This is a genomic window from Acinetobacter johnsonii CIP 64.6 (genome assembly GCF_000368045.1).
In the GTDB taxonomy this organism is placed as follows: domain Bacteria; phylum Pseudomonadota; class Gammaproteobacteria; order Pseudomonadales; family Moraxellaceae; genus Acinetobacter; species Acinetobacter johnsonii.
The window spans coordinates 45672-68914 of the sequence record NZ_KB849230.1 but is presented as its reverse complement, the minus strand read 5'-3'; the positions used below and the strand labels follow the sequence as shown (position 1 = coordinate 68914).

Annotated in this window: 35 protein-coding genes and 1 pseudogene; 30 read left to right on the top strand and 6 right to left on the bottom strand. The window is 43.7% G+C overall.

What is annotated here, in order from left to right:
* Positions 1-30 precede the first annotated feature (30 nt).
* The 6 genes from F986_RS01435 to F986_RS01410 form a co-directional block, all read right to left on the bottom strand.
* Positions 31-975, bottom strand: a complete 945-nt coding sequence (locus F986_RS01435) for a metal-dependent hydrolase (RefSeq protein WP_004691340.1) — start codon at positions 973-975, stop codon at positions 31-33.
* A 140-nt stretch (positions 976-1115) separates the two neighbouring features.
* Positions 1116-1976 (bottom strand): ribosome biogenesis GTP-binding protein YihA/YsxC, encoded by an 861-nt coding sequence (gene yihA, locus F986_RS01430; protein WP_004691339.1) that lies wholly within the window; start codon positions 1974-1976, stop codon positions 1116-1118.
* Between the two features lie 103 nt (positions 1977-2079).
* Positions 2080-2529 carry an RrF2 family transcriptional regulator gene (locus tag F986_RS01425; protein WP_004691337.1) on the bottom strand — a complete coding sequence of 150 codons (450 nt, stop codon included), beginning with the start codon at positions 2527-2529 and terminating at the stop codon, positions 2080-2082.
* An 89-nt stretch (positions 2530-2618) separates the two neighbouring features.
* A complete protein-coding gene (gene hmpA, locus F986_RS01420; protein ID WP_004691335.1) occupies positions 2619-3827 on the bottom strand; it encodes an NO-inducible flavohemoprotein in 1209 nt (402 codons plus the stop codon).
* Between the two features lie 151 nt (positions 3828-3978).
* Positions 3979-5562 carry a helicase HerA-like domain-containing protein gene (locus F986_RS01415; RefSeq protein ID WP_004691332.1) on the bottom strand — a complete coding sequence of 528 codons (1584 nt, stop codon included), beginning with the start codon at positions 5560-5562 and terminating at the stop codon, positions 3979-3981.
* An 8-nt stretch (positions 5563-5570) separates the two neighbouring features.
* The gene (locus F986_RS01410; RefSeq protein ID WP_197926864.1) at positions 5571-6791 is read right to left on the bottom strand and encodes a PLP-dependent transferase; all 1221 of its coding nucleotides are present in this window, start codon (positions 6789-6791) and stop codon (positions 5571-5573) included.
* A gap of 149 nt (positions 6792-6940) precedes the next feature.
* Between F986_RS01410 and F986_RS01405 the strand changes: the two genes are divergently transcribed.
* The 30 genes and pseudogenes from F986_RS01405 to F986_RS01260 all read left to right on the top strand — a co-directional run bounded on the left by F986_RS01405 (position 6941) and on the right by F986_RS01260 (position 23182).
* Positions 6941-7678: a type 1 glutamine amidotransferase gene (locus F986_RS01405; protein ID WP_004691329.1), complete on the top strand. Its 738-nt coding sequence runs from the start codon at positions 6941-6943 to the stop codon at positions 7676-7678.
* A gap of 264 nt (positions 7679-7942) precedes the next feature.
* Positions 7943-8254 carry a 30S ribosomal protein S10 gene (gene rpsJ / locus F986_RS01400; protein WP_000070912.1) on the top strand — a complete coding sequence of 104 codons (312 nt, stop codon included), beginning with the start codon at positions 7943-7945 and terminating at the stop codon, positions 8252-8254.
* A gap of 60 nt (positions 8255-8314) precedes the next feature.
* Positions 8315-8953 carry a 50S ribosomal protein L3 gene (gene rplC, locus F986_RS01395; protein WP_004691328.1) on the top strand — a complete coding sequence of 213 codons (639 nt, stop codon included), beginning with the start codon at positions 8315-8317 and terminating at the stop codon, positions 8951-8953.
* A gap of 11 nt (positions 8954-8964) precedes the next feature.
* The gene (gene rplD / locus F986_RS01390; protein WP_004691326.1) at positions 8965-9567 is read left to right on the top strand and encodes a 50S ribosomal protein L4; all 603 of its coding nucleotides are present in this window, start codon (positions 8965-8967) and stop codon (positions 9565-9567) included.
* Positions 9564-9884 (top strand): 50S ribosomal protein L23, encoded by a 321-nt coding sequence (gene rplW, locus F986_RS01385; protein WP_004691323.1) that lies wholly within the window; start codon positions 9564-9566, stop codon positions 9882-9884. The genes rplD and rplW overlap by 4 nt, the downstream gene beginning before the upstream one ends.
* Before the next feature lie 11 nt (positions 9885-9895).
* Complete coding sequence (gene rplB, locus F986_RS01380; protein ID WP_004691322.1) at positions 9896-10720, top strand: 50S ribosomal protein L2; 825 nt, start codon at positions 9896-9898, stop codon at positions 10718-10720.
* A gap of 19 nt (positions 10721-10739) precedes the next feature.
* Positions 10740-11015 (top strand): 30S ribosomal protein S19, encoded by a 276-nt coding sequence (rpsS, locus tag F986_RS01375; RefSeq protein ID WP_004281508.1) that lies wholly within the window; start codon positions 10740-10742, stop codon positions 11013-11015.
* 9 nt (positions 11016-11024) lie between these two features.
* On the top strand, positions 11025-11354 hold the full coding sequence (gene rplV / locus F986_RS01370) for a 50S ribosomal protein L22 (RefSeq protein ID WP_004691320.1): 330 nt from the start codon (positions 11025-11027) through the stop codon (positions 11352-11354).
* 1 nt (position 11355) lies between these two features.
* Positions 11356-12172: pseudogene (gene rpsC, locus F986_RS01365) on the top strand (30S ribosomal protein S3).
* Positions 12112-12525 (top strand): 50S ribosomal protein L16, encoded by a 414-nt coding sequence (gene rplP / locus F986_RS01360; RefSeq protein WP_004691317.1) that lies wholly within the window; start codon positions 12112-12114, stop codon positions 12523-12525. The pseudogene rpsC and the gene rplP overlap by 61 nt, the downstream one beginning before the upstream one ends.
* Positions 12525-12722, top strand: coding sequence for a 50S ribosomal protein L29 (rpmC, locus tag F986_RS01355; RefSeq protein WP_004650482.1), 198 nt, complete (start codon positions 12525-12527; stop codon positions 12720-12722). Before rplP ends, rpmC begins: the two co-directional genes overlap by 1 nt.
* Positions 12719-12976, top strand: coding sequence for a 30S ribosomal protein S17 (rpsQ, locus tag F986_RS01350; protein WP_004691314.1), 258 nt, complete (start codon positions 12719-12721; stop codon positions 12974-12976). Before rpmC ends, rpsQ begins: the two co-directional genes overlap by 4 nt.
* 92 nt (positions 12977-13068) lie before the next feature.
* Positions 13069-13437: a 50S ribosomal protein L14 gene (rplN, locus tag F986_RS01345; RefSeq protein ID WP_004657680.1), complete on the top strand. Its 369-nt coding sequence runs from the start codon at positions 13069-13071 to the stop codon at positions 13435-13437.
* 9 nt (positions 13438-13446) lie between these two features.
* Positions 13447-13764: a 50S ribosomal protein L24 gene (rplX, locus tag F986_RS01340; RefSeq protein WP_004691313.1), complete on the top strand. Its 318-nt coding sequence runs from the start codon at positions 13447-13449 to the stop codon at positions 13762-13764.
* 15 nt (positions 13765-13779) lie between these two features.
* Positions 13780-14316, top strand: a complete 537-nt coding sequence (rplE, locus tag F986_RS01335) for a 50S ribosomal protein L5 (protein ID WP_004691311.1) — start codon at positions 13780-13782, stop codon at positions 14314-14316.
* Between the two features lie 9 nt (positions 14317-14325).
* Complete coding sequence (gene rpsN, locus F986_RS01330) at positions 14326-14631, top strand: 30S ribosomal protein S14 (RefSeq protein WP_004691309.1); 306 nt, start codon at positions 14326-14328, stop codon at positions 14629-14631.
* 12 nt (positions 14632-14643) lie between these two features.
* Positions 14644-15039 carry a 30S ribosomal protein S8 gene (rpsH, locus tag F986_RS01325; protein WP_004691308.1) on the top strand — a complete coding sequence of 132 codons (396 nt, stop codon included), beginning with the start codon at positions 14644-14646 and terminating at the stop codon, positions 15037-15039.
* A gap of 13 nt (positions 15040-15052) precedes the next feature.
* Complete coding sequence (gene rplF, locus F986_RS01320; RefSeq protein WP_004691306.1) at positions 15053-15586, top strand: 50S ribosomal protein L6; 534 nt, start codon at positions 15053-15055, stop codon at positions 15584-15586.
* 14 nt (positions 15587-15600) lie between these two features.
* Positions 15601-15951 carry a 50S ribosomal protein L18 gene (rplR, locus tag F986_RS01315; RefSeq protein WP_004650473.1) on the top strand — a complete coding sequence of 117 codons (351 nt, stop codon included), beginning with the start codon at positions 15601-15603 and terminating at the stop codon, positions 15949-15951.
* Between the two features lie 2 nt (positions 15952-15953).
* On the top strand, positions 15954-16451 hold the full coding sequence (rpsE, locus tag F986_RS01310) for a 30S ribosomal protein S5 (RefSeq protein ID WP_004691304.1): 498 nt from the start codon (positions 15954-15956) through the stop codon (positions 16449-16451).
* Positions 16452-16457: 6 nt separating this feature from the next.
* Positions 16458-16634: a 50S ribosomal protein L30 gene (rpmD, locus tag F986_RS01305; RefSeq protein ID WP_004691302.1), complete on the top strand. Its 177-nt coding sequence runs from the start codon at positions 16458-16460 to the stop codon at positions 16632-16634.
* 3 nt (positions 16635-16637) lie between these two features.
* A complete protein-coding gene (gene rplO, locus F986_RS01300) occupies positions 16638-17078 on the top strand; it encodes a 50S ribosomal protein L15 (protein ID WP_004691300.1) in 441 nt (146 codons plus the stop codon).
* Positions 17079-17123: 45 nt separating this feature from the next.
* Entirely contained in the window at positions 17124-18443 is a 1320-nt protein-coding gene (gene secY, locus F986_RS01295; RefSeq protein WP_171054269.1) for a preprotein translocase subunit SecY, read from the top strand.
* 19 nt (positions 18444-18462) lie between these two features.
* Positions 18463-18579: a 50S ribosomal protein L36 gene (gene rpmJ / locus F986_RS01290; RefSeq protein ID WP_000867907.1), complete on the top strand. Its 117-nt coding sequence runs from the start codon at positions 18463-18465 to the stop codon at positions 18577-18579.
* 107 nt (positions 18580-18686) lie between these two features.
* Positions 18687-19043 carry a 30S ribosomal protein S13 gene (rpsM, locus tag F986_RS01285; RefSeq protein WP_004691296.1) on the top strand — a complete coding sequence of 119 codons (357 nt, stop codon included), beginning with the start codon at positions 18687-18689 and terminating at the stop codon, positions 19041-19043.
* Between the two features lie 19 nt (positions 19044-19062).
* On the top strand, positions 19063-19449 hold the full coding sequence (gene rpsK / locus F986_RS01280) for a 30S ribosomal protein S11 (protein ID WP_001040166.1): 387 nt from the start codon (positions 19063-19065) through the stop codon (positions 19447-19449).
* A 12-nt stretch (positions 19450-19461) separates the two neighbouring features.
* The gene (gene rpsD / locus F986_RS01275) at positions 19462-20088 is read left to right on the top strand and encodes a 30S ribosomal protein S4 (protein WP_004691294.1); all 627 of its coding nucleotides are present in this window, start codon (positions 19462-19464) and stop codon (positions 20086-20088) included.
* Between the two features lie 16 nt (positions 20089-20104).
* Positions 20105-21112: a DNA-directed RNA polymerase subunit alpha gene (locus tag F986_RS01270; RefSeq protein ID WP_004691292.1), complete on the top strand. Its 1008-nt coding sequence runs from the start codon at positions 20105-20107 to the stop codon at positions 21110-21112.
* A gap of 18 nt (positions 21113-21130) precedes the next feature.
* Complete coding sequence (rplQ, locus tag F986_RS01265; RefSeq protein WP_004691290.1) at positions 21131-21496, top strand: 50S ribosomal protein L17; 366 nt, start codon at positions 21131-21133, stop codon at positions 21494-21496.
* Positions 21497-21691: 195 nt separating this feature from the next.
* A complete protein-coding gene (locus F986_RS01260; RefSeq protein WP_004691288.1) occupies positions 21692-23182 on the top strand; it encodes a flavin-containing monooxygenase in 1491 nt (496 codons plus the stop codon).
* Positions 23183-23243: the final 61 nt, after the last annotated feature.

The window sequence follows — 23243 nt, the reverse complement described above, 5'->3', positions numbered from 1 at the left end:
GCTGATTGAGCTGCTTTTTTATTTTGGGATTTAAGCGACTTTGAGCATGGCACGTTTAGCTGCTGGGGATTGGTCTAAGTAGGCAATCGCATCTTCTGTTTTGGCTTCGTGTACAGGGTCATACCATGGTACCAAATAGCCAAATTGCTGTGAGATTAACCAGAGTGGACTTGGTAACACTTGATGATTCCGTTTAGAAATAGACAGCCACTCACGCCAAATCCAAGGTTTAAACAGGCTGGGTTGAATCGACTTAAAGCGGTCATCTTGTTTCATAATATGGGCTGCACCATCGACCCATAAACCCAGCACGGCAGCAATCACCACCAGACTCAAATAATAACGCGCAATATAACCCCCGCCTAAATGTCTGTACAAATCAAATGCGACGGTACGGTGTTCAATTTCTTCTGCGCCGTGCCATTTGATCAAGTCTAACATCGCAGGGTCAGCGCCCATTTTCTCCCATTCGGTGTTGTCCAGTGCATATTTTCCAAGGACACAGGTCATGTGTTCCACCGTGGCAATAATACCGAGTCGAAACAGATCCCACTGGTGCTCAAGTGCTTTGGGTACAGTGAGATCAAGTGGCTTATCGGCCAGTAATTTTCCAAATAAGAAATCCATCAACGCTATATTACGGGAGACATCAATATTTCTTTGGCTGAGATACTCCTTATTGGCTGAGTTGTGTGCCTGCGCATGCATGGCTTCTTGGCGAATAAAGGCTTGTACATCTTGCTTCAGTTTTTCATCGCTAATTTGCGGTAAAACTTTGTTATAGAGGCGGCAGAACCAGAACTCACCTGCGGGCAGGATCATATTAATTTCATTGATGAAATAGCTGGCAAAAGGTTGGTTGGGAATCCAATCAATGAGACTGTCTTGCCACTCAAATTTAACTTTGCGAGGCTTAATTGTGTAGGCAATAGAGGAACGAATTTTGTTTTTTTTCAATCGAGACCATAATTTCATATGCTGACCTATTTTTATATGTATTGAACTTTTTCACGAGCTGAATAAAGTCAGTATAAAAAAAAGTCCCCGATTGTGATTAGCAATAGGGGACACAGATACAGCAATAGATGATGCTTTTATAGGTTGGCGTTTAAAACTTAAGCCTCAGACTGTGGTTTGGTTTCCACATCGTCTTCAGCATCAAGATCCATAGCAGCTTCAGGATCTTCATCGAATTCGTCTGTATCCAGCTCATCGGCTGTCGCATCTGGAATGCTGCTTAAGTCAAAATGTTGGGCTTGATCTAAAGTGAAATTCAGTCGCCCACCCATTACGCTCGCCAGTTCTTCTAGGCCTTGTTTGTTGAGAGAAGAGAACAATTGAATTGAGAAATCAAGTTTCATCTTTTTCAATTGGGCTTTCACTTCTTGTAATGCTTTAGAGGCAGGGCCACGGTTGAGTTTGTCAGACTTGGTTAGTAGCACATGCACAAACAATTTACGTGAATAAGCCCATTCCAACATCATCACGTCAAAGTGCTGTAGCGGATGACGAATATCCATCAACAAGACTAAGCCTTGTAAGCTTTTACGCTGAATCAGGTAATTTTCTAACTCTTTTTGCCACACGATTTTCATCGCTTCAGGCACGGCCGCATAACCATAACCGGGTAAGTCGACGAGACGTTGGTCAGGATTACCCAGACTGAAAAAGTTAATCATCTGCGTACGACCCGGTCTTTTCGAGGCACGAGCCAATTGCTTTTGGTTGGTTAAGGCATTGATAGCACTAGACTTACCTGCATTTGAACGACCCGCAAAGGCAATTTCATAGCCTGTATCTTCCACACACAGATTGAGCTTCGGAGCACTCATTAAAAACTCTGCTTTACGCAGCCAGTTGAGAGCGCGCACAGCATATTCAGTAACTGCAGAATCTACCTTTTTTTCATAGCTAATTTTTTGCTTTGGGGCAGCAGCAATTTTACTGTTTTTGGATTTTCCTCGGCTGTGGTGCATAACTCAACTTCAATTTATGATCTACAATCAGCCATTATAATGGAAGTCGAGCAGGCAATCGACCTTTGCAGCGTAAAGTCCGCAATCTTGTCTATAAAAGACCTTAATCGGCAAGATTGATCAGGTTAATCGGCGAGTGGGTCGTGAACTTATTCTGAGCTTCACTGCCCAGCACATCCGCTAAGGTATACTGGTCTAAGCTGTGATAGAACTGATCCAACGCTTGATCTAAGATCCCTTTCAGTCCGCAATTCGAACGGAGTACGCAAGGCGGGGTGTTACATTCCACAATGTTCTGATCCGCTTGCAAGATCCGTACAATCTCGCCCAGTCTTAAATGGAGGGTTTCTGGATTGAGCCGAATCCCACCGCCACGACCGCGTGCAGTAATAATCCACTGCTGCTTCGCCATAAAGTGTACGATTTTCATCAAGTGGTTTTCAGACACTTGTAGTGCTTGCGCCAGTTCTGCGATGGTATGTGGCAGCGCTTTCGGCTGTGAAACATACATTAGAATTCGCAAAGCATAATCGGTAAATTTATTGAGCTGCATGAGGATACTGATCGTTGATAAGCAAAAAAACAAAGGGCTAGTCTAGCATAACCTGACTAACCCTCTCTATTTTATGCCGATGGCATGGATTAGTGATGAACACCACCTGTGCCAAAAGCTTCACTGTGAATATTTTCGGCAGGAACACCACGGGCAATTAGGGCTTTTTGTTGTTCAGCCATAAATGGCATTGGGCCGCATAAGTAGTAGTCTGCTTGAACAGGTAAAATCGCGCTATCAATGGTACTCAAATCAAGGCGACCCTGCGCATCATAATCTTGACCTAAAACATCGCTTTGATGTGGGAACTCATATGCAGTAAAGGTGCTTAAGCGCGGGTATTTGGCTTTTAAGTCATGAATATGTTGTTTCATGGCATGCACTTGTTTGCTACGGCAGGCGTGCACAAAAGTCACAGGCTCTGGCATATCCAAAGTCACCAATTGATTCAGCATCGCCACCATTGGCGTGAGGCCTACACCACCACTAATAAAGACATTGCGTTTATTTGGGTCAATCAGGTAGAAGTTACCTGTTGGTGCAGACACTTCAATTTCAGCACCTTCGGCTAAACCATGCAGGGTATTTGACACCCAGCCTCCTGCCAAATCGCCTTTTTCATCTTCGCGTTTGACCGAGATACGTAAATAGTCAGCTTGAGGGCTAGTTGAAAGGGTGTATTGGCGAGGTTGTTTTAGACCAAGTTCCTCAACAAATACACGTACTGAAATATACTGACCTGCTTCATATTTTGGTAAATCACCACCGTCCACAGGGGCAAGATAGAAAGAAGTGATTTCATCGCTTTCAACCACTTTTTTCGCAATTTTAAAGTTGCGCCAGCCTAACCAGCTCCCTTTGGTTTGTTGATGTTGCTCATAAATCGCTTTTTCAGTGCTAATGAATAAATCAGCCAATTGACCATACGCTGTAGCCCAAGCATCAATCAATGGATCTTCCATTGAAATACTTAAAACTTCACTAATCGAATGGAGGAGGTTTTCCCCAACAATGTTGTAGTCAGGTGCTTGAATATTCAAGCTGACATGTTTGTGGGCAATCAGCTCAACCACAGGGAGTAATACTGAAGGATCTTCAATGTTTTCTGCATAGGCCAATACAGCGCCCGCCAAAGCTTGTGCTTGAGCGCCACTGCGTTGATGCCCCATATTAAAGGTTTCTTTTAAATTAGGATTGTTGCCTAACATACGGTTATAAAAATAACCCGTGAGTGCGACACCATTTTCACGAAGGACAGGAACAGTTGCTTTTACAAGTTCAATTTGCTGCGGAGTCATGTTTGATCTCTCTTGGCTATCATTTATAAGATGTATTTAAAATATACCTTTAAAGATGTAATGTAAATACATCTTTTAAAGAAAAGCTTAATTTTTTTTATGGAATATAACAATATCTCATAAATTTTGATTTTTAGATTTAAAAAGTAGATCACTTACGCCCAAACAAAGAGCCGAGTAAACCACGGACGATTTTTTGTCCTGTACTGCCCCCAAGGCTACGTGCTGCACTTTTAGCAAAGGTTCCGACCGTGTCTTGAATTAGCTTCTCACGCTGTTTCGCTTCACGTTCAGCTCCTTTCTGCTGTTCTTTCGCAATCCTCTCTTGCTCACGTGCTTGTTGCTTAGCCAGTGTTTCAGCTTCTTTGGCTTGCTGTTTCGCTAGCGCTTCTTGTTCTTTGGCTTGTTGTTTCTCTTGCTCTATCTGTACCGCTTGTTGTTGGCGTTCAACCACTTTATTTTGTAGAAGTTCAAAAGCACTTTCGCGGTCTAGGCGTTTTTCATAAATGCCTGCCACGATACTTTGTGAAATTAAGGTTTGACGTTGCTCTAGGCTAATGGGACTGAAAGACGAGTAGGGTGGCATCACCCATGCGCGCTGTACGACTTGCGGTGTGCCTTGTTCATCTAGACAACTAATCAGGGCTTCACCCACAGCTAGCTCGGTGATGGCTTGCTCAACCTTAAATTCAGGGTTGGCACGGAAGGTGTCTGCAGCTGTTTTAACCGCTTTTTGATCTTTCGGGGTAAATGCACGTAAGGCATGTTGTACACGATTTCCGAGCTGTCCTAGGACGCTTTCAGGCAAATCCAGTGGGTTTTGCGTGACAAAGTAAATACCAACCCCTTTGGAGCGGATCAGACGCACCACTTGTTCAATTTTTTCTTGCAGCGCTGCACTGGCATTATCAAACAGCAAATGCGCTTCATCAAAGAAGAACACCAGCTTGGGCTTGTCCATATCACCAACCTCAGGCAGCTGTTCAAATAATTCTGAAAGCATCCAGAGCAGAAAAGTGGCATAGAGCTTTGGAGTATTCATGAGCTTGTCTGCGGCTAAGATATTGATATAGCCATGACCATTACTGTCGGTCTGAATAAAGTCTAGAATATTTAAGCTGGGCTCCCCGAAGAATTGATCACCGCCTTGATCGGCCAGTGCCAATAAATTCCGTTGAATCGCGCCAAGGCTGGCAGGAGATAGGTTGCCATATTCGGCTTTAAACTCTGCGGCATGTTCACTGACATAACCAATCATGGCTTTTAAGTCTTTAAAGTCGATCAGTAACATGCCTTGATTATCTGCAATACGAAATACCGCAGAAAGTACCCCTTCTTGGGTGTCATTCAAATTCAGCATACGTGCCAGCAACAGCGGGCCAATTTCGGTAATCGTGGTACGAATAGGATGACCTTGTTCAGCAAATAAATCCCAAAACACCACGGGGGATGCAGCAAAGGGAATACTGTCGATGCCTAAACTTTTAATGCGTTCATCAAATTTGGGATTGGATGCACCGGCCTGCGCTAAGCTGGAAACATCACCTTTGGCATCGGCTAAAAATACGGGCACCCCGAGTCTGGAAAAACTTTCAGCCAACACCTTCAGGGTTACGGTTTTACCTGTCCCTGTTGCCCCTGCAATTAAGCCATGACGGTTGGCAAACTTCGAGTGTAGAACAACATCTTGTTGGGTATTCGTGGTTTTCTTGGCAATGATGATCGGGGTGCTCATACTTCTTCCTATTCAATTTTTTTGTGATGGTTATTCAGTTGTTTTAGTGCGTTTTCTATATCTTGAATTAAATCGGCAGGATGTTCTAGTCCTATACAAAAGCGAACCAATAAACCTTGTTGTAAATGTGTATGCTCAAGTGCACGCATGTCTTTGAGGTCATACAGCATCACTAAACTTACAGGACCGCCCCAACTAAAGCCGAGTTTGAAGAGCGACAGGGCATCACAAAACTGACGAATATCCTGCAGATCAAATTCGGGCTTGAAAATGACACTGACTAAACCTGCACTGTGTTGATCGACACAAATGTCTTTCCAATATGAATGACCTGCAGCACTCGAGTCAGCAGGGTGTAAGACCTGCACAAATTCGGGTTGTTGTTTTAGCCATGCCAGTAGCTGTAGCGCACTTTCAGACTGTGCGGCATACCGAACGCGCATTGATGCCAGACTACGTTGGACTTGAGCAACATCATCCCCAGAGACGCTAATGCCTTGAATGGCATGCGTGCGAAAGAGTTGATGATGTAAAGCTCGTTCGCGTGTCACGACTGAGCCCATTAAAATGTCTCCACCGCCACTTGGGTACTTGGTTAAAGCATGTACTGTCACATCTACACTTAAGTGCTCATCACTAAAATCAAAAGCATTAAAGGCAAGGCCTGCGCCCCACGTGTTGTCTAAAGCAGTGAGCATATGATGTGCTTGTGCCTTTTTTACCAGCCCGACCAAATCTGGAAACTCCAGTGTGACCGACCCTGTGGCTTCTAGCCAAATCAGTTTAGCTTTTTCCGTCGGTTGGAAAGAGGACACATCAATAGGGTTATAAACACGAACATCAATGCTATAGCGTTTTTCTAGATTACGAAGATGCTCCATGTTTGGCCCGTAAATATTATCTGCCACCCAAACTTCATCACCATGACTTAAAAAACATGAGTTCACTAGGTTGATGGCAGATAAACCACTCGGTGCGAGTAGGCAGTACCTTCCACCCTCAATTTGTGCAATGTTATCGCCCAATGTAAATGTGGTGGGGGTACCATGGGTGCCATAACTATAGTCATAGTCATCGGTCCAATGGCGATTAAACAGTGCATTGGTATCTTTAAAAATAATCGTCGATGCACGATACAGGGGAGGTTGAACTGTTGAGATGTACTGAGGCGCTTGTCTTGGTGCATGAACTAGGGCTGTTTGCGGATTTCTTTTCACGAATCGACTCATCATAAAGCGATAAATTGTTTTTAGCTTAAGAGAAAGTTTCTAAATAGGCGAGAAAATTGAACAAATGTGAATAAAGGTAAACAAAATAAAAAGTTGGCTTCAATTTTGCTAAATCATCTATAAGGATAGTAAAAAGAAGGCATAAGCGCATGACGTCGCATTTAAAAGTACATTATTTTCAGCATATTGCTGGTGAAGGGTTCGGCAGTTGCTATACATATTTAAAACAACAAGGTGCAGTGATCAGTGCAACAGAGTTTTTTGCTTTACCTATAGATCAAGCCTTAGAGATAGAAGCTTTACCGAGTATTGAGGATGTTGACTTACTCATCATTATGGGCGGTACCATGAGTGTGAATGATGAAGCGAATTTTCCATGGTTGAAGATTGAGAAGCGTTGGTTAAGGCGTTACTTGGCCGCAGGAAAGCCTGCGATTGGTTTATGCTTGGGTGGGCAACTGATTGCCAATGCACTTGGAGCTGCGGTCAGTCGCAATGAACAACAGGAGTTGGGTTGGGCAACAGTACGCAAAATCCAGCATGTCCCAACAGAATGCTTTGAGTTACCTGAACAGTTTAATGTGATGCAATGGCATAGCGAGACCTTTGAAATTCCAAAAGGTGCTGTACATTTGGCTGAAAATACCGTCTGTCGCAATCAAATGTACCAAATTGGAAAGAATGTATTGGGTTTTCAATTTCACCCAGAGATGGTGCCAGAAACCTTAGCACTTTTTTTAGAAAATGATGACGAGCTGAATAAGTTTTCGGGGCAATACGTGGCAACTGAAACCGAATTGAAAAAATCGCCGAAATTAAATTTTATTGAGGGAAATCAAATTCTTAATAGTGCAATTGATTATGTGTTGCGGCAAACAGTCTATTGATGCTTTTTTAAGCTACTGATAATCCAAACAAATTGAATATATTGTAAAAAATCAAAAATGAATTTGCTTATGCATTAAACAATGGCTATAATGAGCGACCCTTTAATGAAAGGGGGTTGGCTGCGAATAAAGTAGTTAACATCGTGACAGTCGTGGCATCGATCATGACCTTAGTGATATTTCACTGCTCTTGACACTTACCTTTTAGTGGGGTGAGATGCGTCAGGAGTGATTCTTTATATATTTGGCTTGGAGTTTACTGGTATGTCTAACCAGAGAATTCGTATCCGTTTGAAGTCTTTTGATCACCGTTTAATTGATCAATCAGCTCAAGAAATCGTAGAAACAGCAAAACGTACTGGCGCACAAGTTTGTGGTCCAATTCCAATGCCTACACGCATTGAACGTTTTAACGTTTTAACATCACCACACGTTAACAAAGATGCGCGTGACCAATACGAGATCCGCACTTATAAACGTTTGATCGACATCGTTCAACCTACAGACAAAACTGTAGATGCATTGATGAAGTTAGATCTTGCAGCTGGTGTTGATGTTCAGATCGCATTGGGTTAAGGCTTTCGGGTTAATTAACGCTCTAAGTTAATTAGGCCGCTTTTTTAGAGGTTTATGCACATGGCTATTGGTTTAGTCGGTCGCAAGTGCGGTATGACACGTATCTTTACAGATGCTGGTGTTTCTGTGCCTGTTACAGTGATTGAGGTTGATCCTAACCGCATCACTCAAATCAAAACGCTTGAAACTGATGGTTATCAGGCGATTCAAATCACTACTGGTGAACGTCGCGAATCTCGCGTAACTAACGCTCAGAAAGGTCACTTCGCGAAAGCGGGTGTTGCTGCTGGTCGTCTAGTTCAAGAATTCCGTGCAACAGAAGCTGATCTTGAAGGTCGTGAAGTTGGTGGAACTATCGGTGTAGACATGTTCACAGTTGGTCAAGTAGTTGACGTAACTGGTCAGTCGAAAGGTAAAGGTTTCCAAGGTGGTGTTAAGCGTTGGAACTTCCGTACGCAAGATGCGACTCACGGTAACTCACTTTCTCACCGTGTTCTGGGTTCTACAGGTCAAAACCAGACTCCTGGTCGCGTGTTCAAAGGCAAAAAAATGGCTGGCCATTTAGGTGCTGAGCGCGTAACTGTACAGGGTCTAGAAATTGTATCTATCGACGCAGAACGTTCAGTTTTAGTAGTGAAAGGTGCGATTCCTGGCGCTACTGGTGGTGACGTAACTGTTCGTCCTACGATCAAGGCCTGAGGGGAAATAACGTGAATTTAAATACTGTTTCCGGCTCTGCTGTTGAATTATCAGAAGTTGCGTTCGGTCGTGAATTCAATGAAGCTCTTGTACACCAGGTTGTTACAGCTTATTTAGCTGGTGGCCGTCAAGGTTCAAAAGCTCAGAAATCACGTGCAGACGTTTCTGGCGGTGGCAAAAAGCCATTCCGTCAAAAAGGTACTGGTCGCGCTCGTGCTGGTTCTATTCGTAGCCCAATCTGGGTAGGTGGTGGTAAAACTTTTGCTGCTCGCCCACAAGATTGGTCTCAAAAAGTTAACCGCAAAATGTATCGCGGTGCAATGCAATGTATCTTAGCTGAACTTGTTCGCCAAGATCGTCTTGTATTGGTTGAAGAGTTTGCTGTTGCTGCTCCAAAAACTAAAGAGTTGCTTGCAAAACTTAACGACTTGAATGCTACTCGTGCATTGATCGTTACAGAATCTGTAGATGAGAATCTATACCTTGCAGCGCGCAACATTCCACACGTTGATGTGGTTGATGCTGCTGCTATCGATCCTGTTAGCTTGATTGCGTTCGATAAAGTTGTTATGTCTGTAGCTGCTGCTAAGAAAATTGAGGTAGAACTCGGATGAACAACGAACGTATCTATCAAGTCCTACAAGGACCTGTATTCTCAGAAAAAGCACAAGTTTTAGGCGAAACTGCTGGTGTTCAAGTTTTCAAAGTTGCACTTGATGCAAACAAACTTGAAATCAAAAAAGCTGTTGAGCAATTGTTTGGTGTTCAAGTTGTTAAAGTTAACACAACGATCACTAAAGGTAAGACTAAACGCTTTGGTAAAACATTAGGACGTCGTTCTGATGTTAAAAAAGCATACGTCACCCTGAAAGCTGGCCAAGATGTTGAAATGGCTGACTTGGGCGATACCGCTGAAAGCGCAGCGGAATAAGGACGAGAATTATGCCAATTCAAAAATGTAAGCCAACGTCTCCTGGACGTCGCTTTGTAGAGAAAGTCGTTCACGACCATCTTCACAAAGGTGCGCCTTATGCTCCGTTGGTTGAAGCTAAAAAACGTACTGGTGGTCGTAATAACAACGGTCACATCACGACTCGTCACGTTGGTGGCGGTCACAAGCAGCACTACCGTCTAGTTGACTTTAAACGTAACAAAGATGGTATTCCTGCAACTGTAGAGCGTATTGAATACGATCCTAACCGTACAGCACACATTGCACTAGTATTGTATGCTGATGGTGAGCGTCGCTACATCATCGCGCCTAAAGGCCTTCGCGCTGGCGATAAAGTTCAATCTGGTAACGATGCTCCAATTCGTCCAGGTAACTGTTTACCGCTTCGCAACATGCCTATCGGTTCTACTCTTCACAACATCGAACTTAAAATCGGTAAAGGCGCGCAATTAGCTCGTTCTGCTGGTACTTCAGTTCAGTTGTTGGGTCGTGACGGTTCTTACGCTATCGTTCGTTTACGTTCTGGTGAAATGCGTAAAATTCACGTTGAGTGCCGTGCAGTTCTTGGTGAAGTTTCTAACCAAGAAAGCAACCTTCGTTCACTTGGTAAAGCAGGTGCAGCACGCTGGCGTGGCGTTCGTCCTACCGTTCGTGGTATGGCGATGAACCCAGTAGATCACCCGCACGGTGGTGGTGAAGGTCGTAGCAAAGGTATTCAACCTGTAAGCCCATGGGGTCAAAAAGCTAAAGGGTACAAGACACGTACCAATAAGCGTACGACTAAGATGATTATTCGCGACCGTCGCGTTAAGTAACAAGTAAAGGAATCTGACAATGCCTCGTTCTCTGAAAAAAGGCCCATTCGTCGATGCGCACTTGTTCGCTAAGGTTGAAGCGGCTATCGCGGCTAATAACCGTAAGCCGATCAAAACTTGGTCGCGTCGTTCGATGATCCTCCCAGATTTTGTTGGTTTAACAATTTCTGTACATAATGGCCGTAACCATGTTCCAGTGATCGTATCTGAACATATGGTTGGTCACAAACTTGGTGAATTCGCGCCAACTCGTACCTATCGTGGTCACGGTGTTGACAAGAAATCTAAACGTTAAGGTGCTATGATGGAAGTTACTGCTAAATTACGCGGTGCCGCTATCTCGGCACAAAAAACTCGTTTGGTTGCAGACCTAATCCGTGGCAAATCTGTTGCTCACGCGCTTAATATTCTCAACTTCAGCAACAAAAAAGCTGCAGTTTTGGTTAAAAAAGCATTGGAATCTGCAATTGCAAACGCTGAACACAATAACAGTTTAGATGTAGACGACCTTAAGGTTACTACGATTTACGTTGATGAAGGCACTAGCCTTAAACGTATTATGCCACGTGCTAAAGGCCGTGCAGATCGTATTACTAAGCGTACTTGTCACATTACCGTTAAGGTAGGGGTTTGATATGGGTCAGAAGGTTCATCCAATCGGTATCCGCCTTGGTGTTGTAAAACGTCATAACGCCAACTGGTATGCGAGTCCGAAACAATACGCTGAATACTTGCTTAAAGATCTTCAAGTTCGTGAGTTTTTAACTAAAAAACTTAAGAATGCAATGATCAGCAATATTCTTATCGAACGTCCTACGGGCGCTGCTAAAGTAACTATTAGCACTGCACGTCCTGGTATCGTTATCGGTAAAAAAGGCGAAGACATTGAGAAACTACAGCGTGAACTTACTCAAATTATGGGTATTCCAGCGCAAGTAAGTATCAATGAAATCGATCGCCCAGACTTAGACGCTCGTTTAGTTGCTGAAGCTATCGCTTCTCAATTAGAAAAACGTGTAATGTTCCGTCGTGCTATGAAGCGTGCGGTTCAAAACACAATGCGTGCTGGTGCTAAAGGTATCAAAGTTGAAGTATCAGGCCGTTTAGGTGGTGCTGAGATTGCTCGTACTGAGTGGTATCGTGAAGGTCGCGTACCTTTGCATACACTTCGTGCAGACATCGATTATTCAACTATGCGTGCTGAAACGACTTACGGTACGATTGGTGTTAAAGTTTGGATCTTCCGTGGTGAGATCTTGGGTGGCATGAAACAAGTCATGAACCCAGCTCCAGCTGAAGAACGTCCAGCTAAACGCGGTCGTGGTCGTGGTGAAGGTCAAGAGCGTCGTGGTCGTCGCAATGATCGTTCTGCTGAAAAAGGAGAATAATCCATGTTACAACCTAAACGTACTAAATTCCGTAAAGTGCAGAAAGGCCGTAACACTGGTCTAGCTCACCGCGGTAGCTCGGTATCTTTTGGTACAATCGCACTTAAATCTGTTGAGCGTGGTCAAATGACTGCTCGTCAAATTGAAGCAGCGCGTCGTACAATCAGCCGTCGTATTAAACGTGGTGGTAAGATCTTTATCCGTGTTTTCCCGGACAAGCCGATTACTTCTAAGCCTCTTGAAGTGCGTATGGGTAAAGGTAAAGGTTCTGTGGAATACTGGGTTTGTCAAATCAAACCAGGTAAAGTCTTGTACGAAATTGATGGTGTTAACGAAGAATTGGCTCGCGAAGCGTTTACGCTTGCAGCTGCTAAACTTCCGTTTAAAACCACTATCGTGACTCGGACGGTAATGTAATGAAAACTAAAGATCTACGTGAAAAGTCGGTAGAAGAGTTGACAGCTTTGCTTGATGAGCAACAGCTTAACCAATTCCGTCTTCGTATGGCAAAAGCAACTGGTCAATTGGGTAAATCGCATGAAGTTGCACTTACTCGTAAGACAATTGCTCGTATTAAGACACTCCTTACCGAAAAACAGGGGAACGGACAATGAGTGAACAAACAGTTCGCACGTTAACCGGCAAAGTAGTAAGCGACAAAATGGACAAGTCTATTGTTGTACTTATCGAACGCCGCGTTCAACACCCGTTGTATGGCAAATCAATCCGCCGTTCAACTAAATTACATGCTCACGATGAGAACAACACAGCTAAAACTGGCGACGTTGTGACTATCAAAGAAAGCCGCCCAATTTCTAAAACTAAGTCTTGGACTCTAGTTGAAGTTGTTGAAGCTGCTGCTGAGTAATTAGACGTATCTGTTGCATCATCGGTTAATTTCGAGTACTCTTTGAGCCTTTCGAAATTGTGACCGGTGATGCTCGGTTTTGGAGTAGGGCAATGATTCAAACCGAAAGTATGCTAGACGTAGCAGACAATAGTGGTGCTCGCCGCGTACAATGTATTAAAGTACTTGGTGGTTCACACCGTCGTTATGCTTCTGTTGGCGACATTATTAAAGTTACTGTAAAAGAAGCTATTCCACGCGCACGTGTTAAAAAAGGTGACGTGATGAATGCTGTTGTAGTTCGTACAAAATTCGGTATCCGTCGTCCAGACGGTTCAGTGATTCGTTTCGACGATAATGCTGCTGTTATTTTGAACAACAACAAAGCGCCGATTGCAACTCGTATTTTCGGACCAGTGACTCGTGAACTTCGTACTGAACAGTTCATGAAAATTATTTCACTGGCTCCTGAAGTTCTATAAGAGGCAATCATGGCTAAGATTAAAAAAGGCGATCAAGTTATTGTGATCGCAGGTAAAGAAAAAGGCAAACAGGGTACTGTTCTGTCTGTTTCAAATGACCGTGTTATGGTTGAAGGCCTTAACTTGGTTAAGAAGCATCAAAAGCCGAACCGTGCAACAGGTGCTGAAGGCGCTGTAGTTACACAAGAAGCTTCGCTTCATATCTCTAACGTGGCAATTTTTAATGCTACAACCCAAAAGGCTGACCGTGTTGGTTACCAAGTGACTGAAGGCGTGAAAACTCGCGTTTACAAGTCAAATGGTGAATCAGTGGCGGTAGCGAAGTAATAGGTTGAAAAGGCAATGGCCAGACTTAAAACGCGTTACAACGACGAACTTAAGGCTCAATTACAAGAGACTTTAGCCGTTAAAAATGTGATGGATATTCCTCGCATTACTAAAATCACGATCAACATGGGTGTTGGCGCAGCTGCTGCTGACAAAAAACTCCTTGATGGTGCTCTTGCTGATATGCAAGCTATCGCTGGTCAAAAACCAGTTCTTACGTTAGCTCGCAAATCAATCGCTGGTTTCAAAATCCGTGATGGTTGGCCGATTGGTTGTAAAGTTACTTTACGCGGCGAACGTATGTACGAATTCTTAGACCGTCTAATCTCGATTGCGATCCCTCGTATCCGTGACTTCCGTGGTTTCTCTGCGAAATCTTTTGACGGTCGCGGCAACTACTCAATGGGTCTTAAGGAACAAATCATGTTCCCTGAAATCGATTTTGATAAGATTGATCGTATTCGTGGTATGGATATTACCATCACTACGACTGCTCGCACCGATGACGAAGGCCGTGCGCTTATGCGTGCATTCGGCTTCCCGTTCAAATAAGAGGTCGATATGGCTAAGAAAAGTATGATTAATCGCGAATTGAAACGCGAAGCTACTGTTGCTAAATACGCTGCAAAACGTGCTGAATTAAAAGCTGTTATTGCAAACGTAAATGCTAGCGACGAAGAGCGTTTCGAAGCGATGATGAAATTCCAAGCATTACCACGTAATGCGTCTCCAGTACGTTTACGTAATCGTTGTGGTTTAACTGGTCGTCCTCATGGTTACTTCCGTAAGTTCGGTTTAAGCCGTAACAAATTACGCGATACAGTAATGCAAGGTGATGTACCGGGCGTTGTTAAGGCAAGCTGGTAAGGAGCGCTATAGATGAGTATGCAAGATACCGTTGCCGACATGTTAACTCGTGTTCGTAACGCGCAAATGGCAAAGAAACAAACAGTTTCTATGCCTAACTCTAAGTTGAAGGTTGCTATTGCAAACGTTCTTCAACAAGAAGGTTACATTTCAAACGTAGAAGTTGCGGATGCTGAAGGCAAAGCAACTCTTACTTTGACTTTAAAGTATTTCGAAGGCAAACCAGTTATCGAAACTGTGAAACGCGTAAGCCGTCCAGGTCTACGTCAGTATCGCGGTAAAGATGCACTTCCGAGCGTTAAGCAAGGTTTAGGTATTGCAATTGTTTCTACAAGCAAAGGCATCATGACTGATCGCGCTGCACGTGCTGCAGGTATCGGTGGTGAAGTTATTGCTTTTGTTTCTTAATAGGTGATTCCTCATGTCTCGTGTGGCTAAAGCCCCAGTAACTGTACCTAACGGTGTAACAGTTACTCAGAACGGCCGGCAGGTCGAAGTGAAAGGTAGCAAAGGTACTTTGTCTTTCACCCTGCATGCGCTGGTCGAGCTTAAACAGGAAGACGGTATTTTAGCGATTGCTCCAAAAGCTGAGTCGAAAGACGCTTGGATGCAAGCTGGTACTGCTCGCGCTGTGCTTAACAACCTTGTAAAAGGTGTGAGCGAAGGCTTCGAACGTAAGTTACAACTTATCGGTGTTGGTTATAAAGCTGCGGTTAAAGGTAACATTGTTAACCTTAACCTTGGTTTCTCTCACCCGATTGACTATACGCTTCCTGAAGGTGTAACTGCTGAAACTCCTACCGCAACTGAAATCGTTCTTAAATCTGCTGATAAAGCACGTTTAGGTCAGGTTGCTGCAGATATCCGTGGTTACCGTCCACCAGAGCCTTATAAAGGTAAAGGTGTTCGTTATTCTGACGAAGTTGTACTTCGTAAAGAAGCTAAGAAGAAATAAGGCGCGAGGTTCTTATGAACGAAAAGAAACAATCCCGTTTGCGTCGTGCGAAAAGCACACGCTTGCACATCCGTGCGTTGGGTGCGACTCGTTTGTGTGTAAACCGCACTCCGCGTCACATCTACGCTCAAGTTATTTCAGCAGATGGTGGCAAAGTTTTAGCGCAAGCTTCAACTTTAGATGCTACTTTACGTGCTGGCACAACTGGTAACGTTGAAGCAGCTACTAAAGTAGGTGCTTTAATCGCAGAACGCGCTAAAGCAGCTGGTGTTACTAAAGTTGCATTTGACCGTTCTGGTTTCAAATATCATGGTCGTATCAAAGCCTTGGCTGATGCTGCTCGTGAAAACGGCTTGGAGTTCTAATCATGGCTAAAGTTGAACAAAACGAAGGTCTTGTTGAAAAGCTGGTTGCCGTTGATCGTGTAGCCAAAGTTGTTAAGGGTGGTCGTATCTTCTCTTTCACAGCATTGACTGTGGTTGGTGATGGTAATGGTCGTGTAGGTTTTGGTCGTGGTAAAGCACGTGAAGTTCCAGCTGCTATTTCTAAAGCACTTGAAGCTGCTCGTCGCAACATGATTACTGTTGACCTTGTTAACGGTACTGTACAGCACCCTATTAACGCGCGTCACGGTGCAAGCCGTGTTTACATGCAGCCTGCTTCTGAAGGTACTGGTGTAATCGCTGGTGGTGCTATGCGTGCAGTTCTAGAAGCTGTAGGCGTACGTAACGTATTAACAAAATGTTATGGTTCTACTAACGCTGCAAACGTAGTAAACGCGACTTTTAACGGTCTGCGTGATATGACTTCTCCTGAGAAGGTTGCTGCGAAACGTGGTCTTACAGTAGAACAAATTCAAGGGTAATCAATCATGAAAACGATTAAAGTTACCCAGACTAAATCTTCTGCGCATCGCTTGAAAAATCACAAGCTTAGCCTACAAGGTTTAGGTCTGCGTCGTATTGGTCATACTGTAGAAGTGCAAGATACGCCTTCTAACCGTGGTATGATCAACCAAGTCTACTATATGGTTAGTGTAGAGGAATAAGCCATGACTCTGCGTTTAAATGAGCTTGCACCTGCTGAAGGTGCAAAACGTGAAAATCGTCGTCTAGGCCGTGGTATCGGTTCTGGCGTTGGTAAGACTGGTGGCCGTGGTGTCAAAGGTCAGAATTCACGTAAGAGCGGTGGTACTCGTCCAGGCTTTGAAGGTGGTCAAACTGCGTTATATCGTCGTTTACCTAAATTCGGTTTCACTAGCCAAATCGCTTTGAAAACTGCTGAAGTACGTTTATCTGAGCTTACTAAAGTGGAAGGCGACATCGTTAGCCTAGAAACTTTAAAAGCTGCAAACGTTGTACGTAAAGATATGTTACGTGCTCGTATCGTACTTTCTGGTGAAATTACTCGTGCATTCACTGTTCAAGGTGTTGCTGTGACTAAAGGCGCTAAAGCTGCTGTTGAAGCTGCTGGCGGTAAAGTCGAGGAGTAATCGCTAGTGTCTATGTCTCCTAGTTCTTCAGGTCATGTCAATATGATGAAAGGCCAGCCATTTCATGTGAAATACCGTGAAATTATTCGCCGCATGATGTTTCTCATCGGTGCATTATTGGTTTTTCGACTAGGAGCACATATTCCAGTACCAGGCATTAATAATGCCGCACTTGAAAATCTTTTTAATGCAAACCAAGGCACGATCCTTGGTTTGTTTAACATGTTTTCAGGTGGTGCATTAGAGCGTATGTCCATTCTTGCTCTTGGGATTATGCCGTACATTTCTGCATCGATTATCGTGCAGTTAATGTCTACAGTTATTCCTTCGCTGGAAGCTTTAAAGAAAGAAGGCGAACAAGGCAAGCGTAAGATTAATCAATATACGCGACAGGGTACATTGTTCCTTGCACTCGTGCAGGCAATTGGGATGTGTGCTGGTCTGATCAGTCAAGGGATTACCTTAACTGCAGGTCTGGCTTTCTACGTACCAGCTGTAACCTCTTTGGTTGCAGGTACAATGTTCTTGATGTGGTTAGGTGAGCAAATTACCGAACGTGGGGTGGGCAATGGTATTTCCATGATCATCTTCGCTGGTATCGTTGCAGGTTTGCCGAATTTAATTCTGCAATCAATATCATCAGTAGATAATGGTCAAACCAGTCTAATCGGCTTGGTAATTTTTGGCGTGTTGTCACTGGCTGTATTAGCTGCAATTGTGTTTATTGAGAAAGCGCAACGTCGTATTCCAGTAAACTATGCTCAAAAACAACAAGGACGTCGTGTATTTACTGCACAACAGTCGCATTTGCCATTAAAAATTAATATGGCGGGTGTGATCCCAGCGATTTTCGCAAGTTCATTGCTTTTGTTCCCAGCGAGCTTAGGGCAATGGGTGGGTAGTGCAGATCCGAATGCGGGTATTATCAAACGTAGTTTGCAAGATTTGGCATTGGTGCTTTCGCCTGGTCAGCCGTTGTATTTGGTGCTCTTTGGTGCGTTAATTATCTTTTTCTGTTACTTTTATACAGCGCTTGTATTTAGCCCGAAAGAAGTATCGGAAAACTTGAAACGCAGCGGGGCTTATGTACCTGGTATTCGTCCAGGTGAGCAAACTGCTCGTTACTTAGATCATATTCTTAACCGTTTGACATTTATTGGCGCGATTTATATCACCATCATTTGCTTAATGCCGATGATTTTACAAAGCTCATTTGGTATTCCATTCTCTTTAGGTGGAACATCTTTGCTTATTGTTGTGGTGGTAGTGATGGACTTTATGGCTCAGCTGCAAGCACATCTCACCTCGCATCAGTACGATAATCAAACGTTAATGAGAAAAACGACTGCTCATCCTAAGGGATAAGCGCACTTGAGGTTTCATCATGAAAGTACAAGCTTCTGTAAAGAAAATTTGTGGTAGCTGTAAAGTTATCCGTCGTAATGGGGTTATTCGCGTAATTTGTAGCGCAGAACCTCGTCATAAGCAGCGTCAAGGTTAATCTGATCAAGACCTGTTGATTTCAGTAGGCTAATTAGGTTATTATCCGCCCCTCAAGATTTTTGTGGGGCGGTTGATTGTCTTAACTGCCTTTTTGGAGAAAATTGAATGGCTCGTATTGCCGGTGTAAACATTCCGGATAACAAGCATGCTGTTATCTCTCTAACGTACATCTTTGGTGTAGGTCGCCACACTGCTAAGAATATCTTGGCTGCTGTTGGTATCGCGCCGACTACAAAGATCCGTGAATTAGATGACGCTCAGCTTGATGCGATTCGTGCAGAAGTTGCTAAGGTTCCGACCGAAGGTGATTTACGTCGCGAAATTTCCATGAACATTAAACGTTTAATGGATTTAGGCTGCTACCGCGGTCTTCGTCATCGTCGCAGCTTGCCTGTCCGTGGACAACGCACCAAAACTAACGCACGTACCCGTAAAGGTCCGCGCAAACCTATTAAGAAATAAGATTTCTGGAAGCTAAAAGATGGCTAAAGATACTCGCACACGCAAGAAGGTCACTCGTACCGTCTCTGAAGGTGTTGCACACATTCACGCTTCTTTTAATAACACCATTGTGACTATTACCGATCGTCAAGGTAATGCACTGGCTTGGGCTACCTCTGGTGGACAAGGCTTCCGTGGATCACGTAAATCAACTCCGTTTGCTGCTCAGGTAGCTGCTGAAGTTGCTGGTAAAGCTGCTTTAGACTACGGTTTGAAAAACTTGGACGTCCTTGTAAAAGGTCCTGGTCCTGGTCGTGAATCTGCGGTTCGTGCTTTAGGTGCAGTGGGTTATAAAATTAACAGCATTACCGATGTGACGCCAATCCCGCACAACGGTTGCCGTCCACCTAAAAAACGTCGCGTGTAAGGAGAAACATTCATGGCTCGTTATATTGGTCCAAAATGCAAACTCTCTCGCCGCGAAGGGACAGACCTGCAATTAAAATCTGGCGTTAAACCATTTGACGTCAAAACTAAAAAAGCTGCTAAAGCTCCTGGCCAACATGGCGGAGCGCGTGGTGGCAAACAATCTGAGTACTCACTACAATTACGTGAAAAACAAAAAGTACGTCGTATGTACGGTGTTTTAGAGCGTCAATTTAGTAATTACTATAAAGAAGCTGCTCGTGTGAAAGGCGCAACTGGTGAAAACTTGTTGAAACTGCTTGAAAGCCGTCTTGATAACGTCGTTTATCGCATGGGTTTTGGTTCTACACGTGCAGAAGCTCGTCAGCTTGTATCTCACCGCTCGATCACTTTGAATGGCCGTCGTGTTAACATCGCGTCTATCCAAGTTAAAGCTGGTGATGTAATTGCTGTGCATGAAGGTGCTAAACAACAATTGCGTATCAAAAACGCAGTTGAATTAGCTGCACAACGTGGTATTCCTTCTTGGATGGAAATTGACCATTCTAAGTTGGAAGGTACGTTTAAAGCTGCACCAGATCGTTCAGATTTACCTGCTGAAATCAACGAAAGCTTGATTGTAGAATTGTATTCTAAATAATCCTTGAGGTAGCAATATGACGCGTACTGCAAATGAGTTTCTAACTCCGCAAGCGATCAAGGTCGAAGCGGTTAGCGGGACCTCGGCAAAAGTTATTCTAGAACCCTTAGAGCGTGGCTTTGGTCATACTCTGGGCAATGCTTTACGTCGCATCCTTCTTTCTTCTTTACCTGGCGCTGCTGTGGTTGAAGTTGAGATTGAAGGTGTCGAGCACGAGTACAGTACTTTGGAAGGCTTGCAGCAGGACATCGTCGAGCTCTTGCTGAACCTAAAAGGATTGTCTATTAAGCTGTTCGATCAAAATGAAGCTTATTTGACATTAGAGAAACAAGGTCCTGGCGACGTAACTGCCGCTGACCTTCGTTTACCTCATAATGTTGAAGTGGTTAACCCTGAACATTTGATCGGTACTTTAAGTGCTTCAGGCTCATTAAAAATGCGCTTGAAAGTTTCTCAAGGTCGTGGTTATGAAACTTCTGACTCGCGTTTCCCAGAAGGCGAAACTCGCCCTGTAGGTCGCTTACAGTTAGATGCTTCTTATAGCCCAATCAAACGTGTGTCTTACACAGTGGAAAACGCTCGTGTAGAACAACGTACAGACCTTGATAAATTGGTCATTGATCTTGAGACCAACGGTACAGTTGATCCTGAAGAAGCGATCCGCAAAGCGGCAACAATCTTGCAACAACAAATTGCAATTTTTGTTGACCTTCAGAAAGATCAAGCTCCTGTTGCTCAAGAACCTCGTGAAGAAGTTGATCCGATTTTGCTTCGTCCAGTAGATGATCTAGAGCTTACTGTTCGTTCTGCTAACTGTTTGAAAGCAGAAAACATTTACTACATTGGTGATCTTGTACAGCGCACTGAGGTTGAGTTACTCAAAACTCCTAACCTTGGTAAAAAATCGCTTACTGAGATCAAAGATGTTCTGGCTTCAAAAGGCTTACAACTCGGCATGCGTTTAGAGAACTGGCCACCAGCTAGTCTCCGTATGGACGATCGTTTCGCCTATCGTAGCCGTTAATTAAGTAGGACTATCACCATGCGTCATCGTAATAGTGGTGTGAAATTAGGCCGTACAAGCAGCCATCGTAAAGCGATGTTTCAAAACATGGCTAACTCTTTGTTTGAGCACGAGTTGATCAAAACAACTGTGCCTAAAGCAAAAGAGTTACGTCGTGTAGCTGAGCCTTTAATCACTTTAGCTAAAAACGATACTGTTGCAAACCGTCGCTTAGCGTTTGCTCGTACTCGTTCAGCAGCAACTGTTGGTAAATTATTTACCGTTCTTGGCCCTCGTTACAAAGAACGTAACGGCGGTTATCTACGTGTTCTTAAAGCGGGCTTCCGTGCAGGTGATGCTGCGCCGATGGCTTACGTTGAACTAGTAGATCGCGAAGTTAAATAATTTCGTAGAACTGTTCAGTTGTTCTTAGAAAAAGACCAGTGTTTCACTGGTCTTTTTTTATGGGTTTTTGTTCGACAATCTTTGTATTTTGGCCTGTAGTGACATATTTTACGAAAGATCTGCTTAAACTTGACATTGTGTATTGTCAGTTTTATGGTTTAATAAGAACAGAATATAAGACAGGATAAAAACAACATGGATAAGCACGTCGATCTGCTCATTGTAGGTGCTGGTATTTCAGGCATTGGCCTTGCGGCACATTTAACCAAGCATTGCCCACAACGTTCGTTTGAAATTATTGAACGTCGTGACAGCTTTGGTGGAACATGGGATTTGTTTAAATACCCAGGTATTCGTTCTGATTCAGATATGTCGACCTTTGGTTTTAATTTTAAACCGTGGCAACAAGCCAGCGTTTTGGCAGATGGTTCTTCGATTAAGGGCTATTTGGCGGAAGTCATTGATGAACAGAAACTCAAAGAAAAAATTCATTTTAAGCATCGCGTACTCAGCGCCAATTATGATTCTGCTCAGAAAAAGTGGCAGGTAGTGATTGAGAATGCAAAAGGCAAAAAAGAAAACTGGATTGCAAATTTTGTGTTTGGCTGTACAGGCTACTATAACTACGACAAAGGCTACCAACCTGATTTCCCAAATAAAGAAGTATTTAAAGGCGAGTTTGTAAATCCACAGTTTTGGCCTGAAAAATTAGATTATACAGGTAAAAAAGTCGTCATTATTGGTAGTGGTGCGACTGCGATTACATTGGTGCCTGCGATGGCCAAAGGTGGGGCGGCGCATGTCACCATGTTACAACGCTCTCCAACCTATATTGCTTCAGTGCCATCGATCGATTTTGTATATGACAAAATGCGTAAAGTGTTGCCGGAAGATGTGGCGTATAAATTGACTCGTGCACGTAATATTGGAATGCAACGCGGGATTTACGCACTCGCGCAGAAACAACCGAAATTGTTACGCCGACTGCTGCTCCAGTCGATTAAAATGCAGCTCAAAGGTAAAGTGGACATGAAACACTTCACCCCTGAATATAATCCTTGGGACCAACGTTTATGTGTGGTGCCAGACGGTGATTTATTTAAAATTCTTCGTTCAGGCCAAGCCAGTGTTGAGACAGATCAGATTGAGCGCTTTACTGAAACGGGTCTCCAATTAAAGTCTGGTAAGCATTTAGAGGCCGATATTGTCGTCTCAGCCACTGGTCTAGAAATTCAAATCTTGGGTGGTATACAAGCGACCATTGACGGTAAATCGTTAGATACCTCTAAACATATGTTATATCAGGGCGTGATGGTCAGTGATGTACCGAATATGGCGATGATTATTGGTTATATTAATGCGTCATGGACCTTGAAAGTGGATATTGCAGCTGAATATATTTGCCGCTTACTCAACTATATGGATCAAAAGCAGTGGGCTGAAGTGATCCCGCAAGGTGACGCGACAGAGCTGATGGATGATACGGTCATGGGCAGTTTAAGCTCGGGTTATATTGCACGTGCTGCCAATGTGATGCCAAAACAGGGTAAACATGCGCCATGGAAAGTCAGCAATAATTATCTTGCGGATCGTAAGACATTGAAAAGTGCTTCTTTTGAGGATGGAGTACTGAAATTTGCTAAACGTGATGCAGCATTGAATCAGAAACCTAAATTGGTGTCTTAGGCTGAGTAGCTGATTTTAAAAGGAGCGTAACGCTCCTTTTTTATGGAAATGACTTTAGGGT

Bases quoted from the DNA above. Each gene is read 5' to 3' on its own strand.
- F986_RS01435 (WP_004691340.1), bottom strand. From the start codon at position 975: ATGAAATTATGGTCTCGATTGAAAAAAAACAAAATTCGTTCCTCTATT.
- yihA (WP_004691339.1), bottom strand. From the start codon at position 1,976: ATGCACCACAGCCGAGGAAAATCCAAAAACAGTAAAATTGCTGCTGCC.
- F986_RS01425 (WP_004691337.1), bottom strand. From the start codon at position 2,529: ATGCAGCTCAATAAATTTACCGATTATGCTTTGCGAATTCTAATGTAT.
- hmpA (WP_004691335.1), bottom strand. From the start codon at position 3,827: ATGACTCCGCAGCAAATTGAACTTGTAAAAGCAACTGTTCCTGTCCTT.
- F986_RS01415 (WP_004691332.1), bottom strand. From the start codon at position 5,562: ATGAGCACCCCGATCATCATTGCCAAGAAAACCACGAATACCCAACAA.
- F986_RS01410 (WP_197926864.1), bottom strand. From the start codon at position 6,791: ATGAGTCGATTCGTGAAAAGAAATCCGCAAACAGCCCTAGTTCATGCA.
- F986_RS01405 (WP_004691329.1), top strand. From the start codon at position 6,941: ATGACGTCGCATTTAAAAGTACATTATTTTCAGCATATTGCTGGTGAA.
- rpsJ (WP_000070912.1), top strand. From the start codon at position 7,943: ATGTCTAACCAGAGAATTCGTATCCGTTTGAAGTCTTTTGATCACCGT.
- rplC (WP_004691328.1), top strand. From the start codon at position 8,315: ATGGCTATTGGTTTAGTCGGTCGCAAGTGCGGTATGACACGTATCTTT.
- rplW (WP_004691323.1), top strand. From the start codon at position 9,564: ATGAACAACGAACGTATCTATCAAGTCCTACAAGGACCTGTATTCTCA.
- rplB (WP_004691322.1), top strand. From the start codon at position 9,896: ATGCCAATTCAAAAATGTAAGCCAACGTCTCCTGGACGTCGCTTTGTA.
- rpsS (WP_004281508.1), top strand. From the start codon at position 10,740: ATGCCTCGTTCTCTGAAAAAAGGCCCATTCGTCGATGCGCACTTGTTC.
- rplV (WP_004691320.1), top strand. From the start codon at position 11,025: ATGGAAGTTACTGCTAAATTACGCGGTGCCGCTATCTCGGCACAAAAA.
- rplP (WP_004691317.1), top strand. From the start codon at position 12,112: ATGTTACAACCTAAACGTACTAAATTCCGTAAAGTGCAGAAAGGCCGT.
- rpmC (WP_004650482.1), top strand. From the start codon at position 12,525: ATGAAAACTAAAGATCTACGTGAAAAGTCGGTAGAAGAGTTGACAGCT.
- rpsQ (WP_004691314.1), top strand. From the start codon at position 12,719: ATGAGTGAACAAACAGTTCGCACGTTAACCGGCAAAGTAGTAAGCGAC.
- rplN (WP_004657680.1), top strand. From the start codon at position 13,069: ATGATTCAAACCGAAAGTATGCTAGACGTAGCAGACAATAGTGGTGCT.
- rplX (WP_004691313.1), top strand. From the start codon at position 13,447: ATGGCTAAGATTAAAAAAGGCGATCAAGTTATTGTGATCGCAGGTAAA.
- rplE (WP_004691311.1), top strand. From the start codon at position 13,780: ATGGCCAGACTTAAAACGCGTTACAACGACGAACTTAAGGCTCAATTA.
- rpsN (WP_004691309.1), top strand. From the start codon at position 14,326: ATGGCTAAGAAAAGTATGATTAATCGCGAATTGAAACGCGAAGCTACT.
- rpsH (WP_004691308.1), top strand. From the start codon at position 14,644: ATGAGTATGCAAGATACCGTTGCCGACATGTTAACTCGTGTTCGTAAC.
- rplF (WP_004691306.1), top strand. From the start codon at position 15,053: ATGTCTCGTGTGGCTAAAGCCCCAGTAACTGTACCTAACGGTGTAACA.
- rplR (WP_004650473.1), top strand. From the start codon at position 15,601: ATGAACGAAAAGAAACAATCCCGTTTGCGTCGTGCGAAAAGCACACGC.
- rpsE (WP_004691304.1), top strand. From the start codon at position 15,954: ATGGCTAAAGTTGAACAAAACGAAGGTCTTGTTGAAAAGCTGGTTGCC.
- rpmD (WP_004691302.1), top strand. From the start codon at position 16,458: ATGAAAACGATTAAAGTTACCCAGACTAAATCTTCTGCGCATCGCTTG.
- rplO (WP_004691300.1), top strand. From the start codon at position 16,638: ATGACTCTGCGTTTAAATGAGCTTGCACCTGCTGAAGGTGCAAAACGT.
- secY (WP_171054269.1), top strand. From the start codon at position 17,124: ATGAAAGGCCAGCCATTTCATGTGAAATACCGTGAAATTATTCGCCGC.
- rpmJ (WP_000867907.1), top strand. From the start codon at position 18,463: ATGAAAGTACAAGCTTCTGTAAAGAAAATTTGTGGTAGCTGTAAAGTT.
- rpsM (WP_004691296.1), top strand. From the start codon at position 18,687: ATGGCTCGTATTGCCGGTGTAAACATTCCGGATAACAAGCATGCTGTT.
- rpsK (WP_001040166.1), top strand. From the start codon at position 19,063: ATGGCTAAAGATACTCGCACACGCAAGAAGGTCACTCGTACCGTCTCT.
- rpsD (WP_004691294.1), top strand. From the start codon at position 19,462: ATGGCTCGTTATATTGGTCCAAAATGCAAACTCTCTCGCCGCGAAGGG.
- F986_RS01270 (WP_004691292.1), top strand. From the start codon at position 20,105: ATGACGCGTACTGCAAATGAGTTTCTAACTCCGCAAGCGATCAAGGTC.
- rplQ (WP_004691290.1), top strand. From the start codon at position 21,131: ATGCGTCATCGTAATAGTGGTGTGAAATTAGGCCGTACAAGCAGCCAT.
- F986_RS01260 (WP_004691288.1), top strand. From the start codon at position 21,692: ATGGATAAGCACGTCGATCTGCTCATTGTAGGTGCTGGTATTTCAGGC.